This window comes from Leisingera coralii (assembly GCF_049056525.1).
Taxonomy (GTDB): Bacteria; Pseudomonadota; Alphaproteobacteria; order Rhodobacterales; family Rhodobacteraceae; genus Leisingera; species Leisingera coralii.
The window spans coordinates 1-5936 of the sequence record NZ_JBHUPT010000078.1 but is presented as its reverse complement, the minus strand read 5'-3'; the positions used below and the strand labels follow the sequence as shown (position 1 = coordinate 5936).

Below are 5936 nucleotides of genomic sequence, written 5' to 3'. Positions count from 1 at the left end.
TTCTTTCCGGACCGAAACAATCTCCCCACCCGCGAAACATTTGGCCCGGTCCGGACCTTTTCCGGCGGCCGCCTGTCCGTCCGAAAAAACCGGTTTCCCGCCCTGTCCGGCACCGTATATTTCTCTAATCTCAGAACAACGGCTGCGCCCAAGCGGCCGGATGGGGATTGGGGAAAGGGCATTCCATGCGCATTGCGATGATTGGCACCGGCTATGTCGGACTGGTGTCCGGCGTCTGTTTTTCGGATTTCGGCCATGACGTGATCTGCGTCGACAAGGACGAGAGCAAGATCGCCCGGCTGCAGGCGGGCGAGGTGCCGATCTACGAGCCGGGGCTGGAGCAGCTGATGGCCAAGAACGTGAAGGCGGGGCGGCTCAGCTTCACCAGTGACCTGGCGGCGGCGGTGGATGGCGCCGAGGCGGTGTTCATCGCCGTCGGCACCCCGACCCGGCGCGGCGACGGCCATGCGGATCTGACCTATGTGATGGCGGCCGCTGAGGAGATTGCCGCGGCGCTGACCGGCTATGCCGTGGTGGTGACCAAATCCACCGTGCCGGTGGGCACCAACCGGCAGGTCAAGCAGGTGATTGCCAAGGCCAACCCGCAGGCGGAGTTCGACGTTGCCTCCAACCCCGAGTTCCTGCGCGAAGGCGCCGCGATCGAGGATTTCATGAAACCCGACCGGGTGGTGGTCGGCGTCCAGAACGAGCGCGCGGCGGAGGTGATGGCGGAGATCTACCGCCCCCTCTACCTGCGCGATTTCCCGATCCTGACCACCGACCTGGAATCGGCCGAGCTGATCAAATACGCGGCCAATGCCTTCCTCGCCGCCAAGATCACCTTCATCAATGAAATCGCCGGCCTCTGCGAGCGGGTGGGGGCGGACGTCAAGGAGGTCGCCCGCGGCATCGGCTTTGACGGCCGCATCGGCAACAAGTTCCTGCACGCAGGCCCCGGTTACGGCGGGTCGTGTTTCCCCAAGGACACCGCGGCGCTGGCGCGGATCGGCCAGGACCATGCCTTTCCGCTGCGGATCACCGAGACGGTGATGCGGGTCAATGACGAGGTGAAGCTGCGGATGGTCGAGAAGCTGCGTGATGCCTGCGAGGGGTCGTTCAACGGCAAGACCGTGGCGGTGCTGGGCGTCACCTTCAAGCCCAACACCGATGACATGCGCGAGGCGCCCAGCCTCACCATCGTGCCGGCGCTGGTCGGCGGCGGCGCCAAGGTGCGGGTGGTGGACCCGCAGGGGCGCGCCGAGGGCGAGGCGCTCTTGCCCGGGGTCAAATGGATGGACGACCCCTACCAGGCGGCGCAGAACGCCGACCTGGTGGTGCTGCTGACCGAGTGGAACGAGTTCCGCGCCCTGGATCTCAAGAAGCTGGCCCGTAAGATGGAGGTGCCGCGGATGGCGGACCTGCGCAACATCTACTCGGCAAAAGCCGCCAAACGGGCCGGGTTCGGGACCTATGTGGCGGTGGGGCGGGGCGCTTGAGCCGCCCCTCAGACAGCCCGGCAAATAGGTCCGGTCCGGACCAAATGTTTCGCGCGCGAAACATTTGGTCAACCGTACTGACCTAAATGTACGTGCCGCTCCTTGCAGGTATCAGAGTCCAAAAAAGGGCTTTTCCTCGGAAAAGCCCTTTGCCTGCGGCGCGGGGTGAGAAAGCTTCCTTGAAACCGTCCGGGGGACGGTTTCGCTTTCGAACGGGCGGAGCCCTTGGGGAAAGATGAAAACCCGGGGCAGACCCTGATCAGAGCTGTTTCAGCCAGCTGTGCAATGCGTCGACCAGGGCCACATCCACCCCGGGACCGCTGAACGCAACCCGCCGTTCCGCCGGCAGGTACTCCATCTGCACCCCCTCGCGGACCGCCATGGAAATCACCGGAGCGGACGGGGGGCTGTCAGTCTCACCCCCCTCCGCCGCCGGGACGCGGCTGGCTGGCGGTTCCGCCGGCGCCTTGGGGGGCACAGGGGCGGGGGACACCGGGGCAGGGGGGATGGCAGTGTCTAACTTGGGCTTTTCTGCCGTTCCGCCCTCGGCCAGCCGGGTCAGAACCTCCAGTTCGGCTTCGGGGCTGGCGCGGTCCGCGGCCTGCAGCGCCTGTCTTGCGCGGTCTGCAAAGCCCTCGTCCGCCTCGATGGCGCGCACCAGCGCCAGGCCCAGTTTCTCGCTGATCGCAGTGGGGTAGAGCAGCACCGGATCCAGCGCCTCAACCAGGGTGACGAAGCTGCCTATCTTGGAACGCTTGGCGCGGGTGGCGTTGCCGAACAGCCCCTGCAGCGCGTACTTGCGGCGGGTAAAGACGCCCTCCTTGTACGCACGCACAGCAATGCGGGCGCGCTCGTAGTGGGAGAGGTTCACCCGGATCTCGTTCTCTTCGACCATCGCCACATAGGCGTCTTCGGCGCTGTCCGGCTTGATCACCAGCGCCTTGATGGTGGCGAAGCGGGGGTCCGAGGTTTCGTCATAGAGTCTGCGCAGGGCGGTCAGGCGGCGCCAGCCGGAGATCAGCCCGTGGGTGCGGCTGCCGGGGCCATCCTCCAGCGGCACCACTTCCGCCGGGGTCTGCTGGCCGCGGGCGCGGATCGACTCGATCAGCGACTGCAGCTCTTCCTCGTCCTGTTCGATGCGGTCGCGCACCAGGTGGTTCTCGTCGATCTGCGCCAGCGGCAGCTCTTCGATCATCAGCCCCTTGGCGCGGGCGTTTTCCAGAACGCCGGACAGTTCCTGCAGCGCCGCCTGGGCGGAGGCGTCCGAGGCCACCTGGGCAATCGGCGCAGCGCCAACGCTGGAGGGGCCGCCAAGGGGTGGTTTGGCCGCGGGGGCCGCCGTCAGGTAATCCGCTTGCGCCGGAGAGAGCCGTTTGCGTTTTGCCATGTCCTGTCCTTCGTGCCTCGATCTCAGACGTCTGTGTCTGCGGGGGCATCCTGCCCCAAATTCCTTGTTAGGGCCTTATTCGGCCGCACGCTGCTCCTGCAACGCCTCGCGCCGCCAGACCCCGATCAGGAGCTTCTTGAAGGCCGCATAGGTCTCGTCAAAGGTCTCGCGCCCGCGGGCATAGGTCTCGCGGTTGAAATCGCGGTAGTCGGCCTCGTAGATGCCGCTCACCTGCTCCCCCGCCTGGCCGATCAGCGCGGTGTAATCCTGTTTGTGGGGGCTGAGCACCCGGCCCATATAGGCCTGCATGAGGGCTGCCAGTTCGCCCTGCTGGGCGCCGTCATAGCGGGTGATGACGGTGCGCACCGCATCCCATTCAAACGCCAGACCGGGCCGGCCGAGGGCGCGGGCGGCCAGGTTCTCGCCCTCCTCGATCGAGGCAAAGGTGGAATGCAGCATGTCGAAGAACCGGCCCGTCGAGTCGAACTCCAGGAAGGACGCCCCCATCGGCACCAGCAGGATGTCCGCGGCAGAGAGGCCGTTGATGGTCAGGTAGCCAAGCGCCGGCGGCGTGTCGATGAAGATCACATCGTAGGCGTCCAGCACCCCGTCGGCCTCCAGCCGTTCGGTGAGCGCATCCCACAGCTTCCAGGACCGCGCCGCCATCCGCCAGACCGGGATCTGGAACTCCGCCCAGTAGAGGTTCAGCTGGGCGCCGATCAGGTCGATGTTGGGCCAGTGGGTGTTCTGGATGACGTCCTGGGCGGTCATCTCCATCGCCGCATCCAGCGCCTCGTCCAGCGGCTGCGGAGCATCGCCGCGGTCGAGGCGGCGCTGGTTCTCCAGCCGCAGATGCTCGCCGTAGTGGCGCGCCAAGAGCGGGAAGGCGGTCTGCCATTCGTCCTCGACGCGGCCGCCGAAGATCGAGGTCATCGAGCCCTGGCTGTCGAGATCGATCACCAGCACCTTGTAGCCGTCGAGCGCCGCCGACATCGCCAGATGCGCCGCGGTCGAGGTCTTGCCGACGCCGCCCTTGAAGTTCGCCACCGCGACCATCTTGGCGGGCAGGCCTTCGGGGCGGTAGGGGATGTATTCCTTGGCCTTCGACCCTTGCGCGCCGAAATGCGCTCTGAGCCGCAGCACCTCATCCAGCGTGAACCACTTGGCGCCGCCCTCGGTTTCGCTGCGGCCCTGGGGCAGATCCGGGTTCGCCTTCAGCACCCGGCGGAAATGGGCCTGGGCAACCGGGATCAGGTAGCGGGTGATCTCCCAGGTGGAGAACAGCCGCAGCTCCTTCTTGCCTTCCTCGTTCATGCCGCGGCTGGCCAGATCGGCGCGGCCTTGCGCGCAGGCGGCGGCAATCTCGGCAAAGCCCGCGGTGCTGGTGGGGGCATCGAGATCGGCCAAAGCGGCGTCGGGATCGATGCTGAAATAGGGGGGAAGGCTGCTGCCTGCCTTGTGGATATCTCGCGCCATGAGGATCTGCCTGCTGTCCTTGGGCCTGATGGCCCTGCCCGTTGTTTTCCCGTCTCGCAGCCCCGATGTGCTGCCTTTTCGCCAGAATACGCAAAAACACGGCACATGGAAGAAAAATGCGCATCCCCTTTGGTTTTTCTAAGCAAATCGGGCAGTTGCGGCAGGGGAAAGCGGGGGATCTGAACAGGTGCAAAAAAATATGCCCTGTTAAATATGGGTTATTTAGTAGTTACAGGGGGAAGAGGAGTCGCGCAAAGCCCTTTTTTCAAAGGCGATCGGGGCGGATTTCCGGGAGCCAGTGACTCTGAAACCCCGATCAAATGACTCCGAACCCCCGACGGGATGATTCCGAACCCCCGTTGCTGCGCGGTGTGGATAACCCTAGGGTGAGCGTAATCAAAACCACGATAAAACGAGTCGCCGGACCGGGGCAGCAGATCCCGGCAGGCGGCAGAGCAGACGGCGGACAGGCAGATGGCGGCAGAGCTGGCAGCGGGGGGGATTCCTCCGGAAGGGCAGGGGGATTTCTTCCTCTGCGATATCTTCGGGGCGATCCCCAAGAATGATCTCGCGTCGATGGAGCATCCGCTGTTCAGCTTGGGCACCCGGCCCGACCGGCGGATCCTGAACTACCAGCACAACGGCGCCGAGATCACCGTGACGCCCTCGGTCAAGGGGCTGGCGACGATCCACGACAAGGACATCCTGATCTTCTGCATCAGCCAGCTGATGGCGGCGCTGAATGCCGGCCGCCAGGTCAGCCGCACCCTGCACCTGAAGGCGCATGATCTCCTGGTGGCCTGCAACCGCGAGACCTCCGGCGATGCCTACCGGCGTTTGCGCGAGGCCTTCGAGCGGCTGGCGGGCACCCGCATCACCACCAATATCGTGACCGGCGGCCCCGGGTTCGAAAAGGAGGTGACCACCGGTTTCGGCCTCATTGAGAAATGGGAGATCGTCCGCAAGGCGCGCGGCGGCAAGATGGTGAGCGTGGCGGTAACGCTGTCCGACTGGCTGTACCGGGCGGTGCTGTCGAAATCGGTGCTGACGCTCAGCCGCGATTACTTCCGGCTGCGCAAACCCTTGGAGCGGCGGATCTATGAACTGGCGCGCAAGCATTGCGGGCGGCAGAACAGCTGGCAGGTGTCGGTGGAAACCTTGCTGAAGAAATCCGGCTCCGCCTCGCCGCGGCGGGTGTTCCGCAAGATGATCCGCGACATGATCGAGGCGCAGCCCTTGCCGGATTACGCGCTGGAGGAGCTGGAGGGCGATGTGATCCGCTTCAGCCAGAAACACGCCGTCACCGAGGCGGTGCTGAACGCGCCGCAGCTGAAGCCCGCGACGCTGGAAGAGGCGCGGGCGCTGATGCCCGGCGCGGACGCCTATGCGCTGGAGGCGGAGTGGCGCGCCATGTGGGTGCGCACCGGCAGCCCCAGATTGCGGATGCCCGATGCGGCCTTCCTGGGCTGGGTCAGGAAGCGCGCCGCAGAATAAGCGCCCTCTGCCCCCACCTTCATCTTTCCCCAAATACTCACCGGCCGCAGGCCGCTGCCTTGCCGCGGCAAGGCGGACCTCAA

At 65.5% G+C, this 5936-nt stretch carries 5 protein-coding genes; 3 read left to right on the top strand and 2 right to left on the bottom strand.

The genetic code is table 11. The annotated features are described in order from the left end of the window. Positions 1-201: hypothetical protein (locus tag ACFMBG_RS21080; protein WP_421056645.1), on the top strand; the 201-nt coding region annotated here is incomplete at its 5' end. Next, positions 186-1496 carry a UDP-glucose dehydrogenase family protein gene (locus ACFMBG_RS21075; RefSeq protein ID WP_421056644.1) on the top strand — a complete coding sequence of 437 codons (1311 nt, stop codon included), beginning with the start codon at positions 186-188 and terminating at the stop codon, positions 1494-1496. The genes ACFMBG_RS21080 and ACFMBG_RS21075, both read left to right, overlap by 16 nt. Before the next feature lie 259 nt (positions 1497-1755). On the opposite strand, the gene ACFMBG_RS21070 is transcribed toward ACFMBG_RS21075, so the two are convergent. Then, positions 1756-2883 carry a ParB/RepB/Spo0J family partition protein gene (locus ACFMBG_RS21070; protein ID WP_421056643.1) on the bottom strand — a complete coding sequence of 376 codons (1128 nt, stop codon included), beginning with the start codon at positions 2881-2883 and terminating at the stop codon, positions 1756-1758. Positions 2884-2958: 75 nt separating this feature from the next. After that, a complete protein-coding gene (locus ACFMBG_RS21065; protein WP_421056642.1) occupies positions 2959-4359 on the bottom strand; it encodes an AAA family ATPase in 1401 nt (466 codons plus the stop codon). Between the two features lie 474 nt (positions 4360-4833). Between ACFMBG_RS21065 and ACFMBG_RS21060 the strand changes: the two genes are divergently transcribed. Further along, on the top strand, positions 4834-5853 hold the full coding sequence (locus ACFMBG_RS21060; protein ID WP_421056641.1) for a replication initiator protein A: 1020 nt from the start codon (positions 4834-4836) through the stop codon (positions 5851-5853). Positions 5854-5936 lie beyond the last annotated feature (83 nt).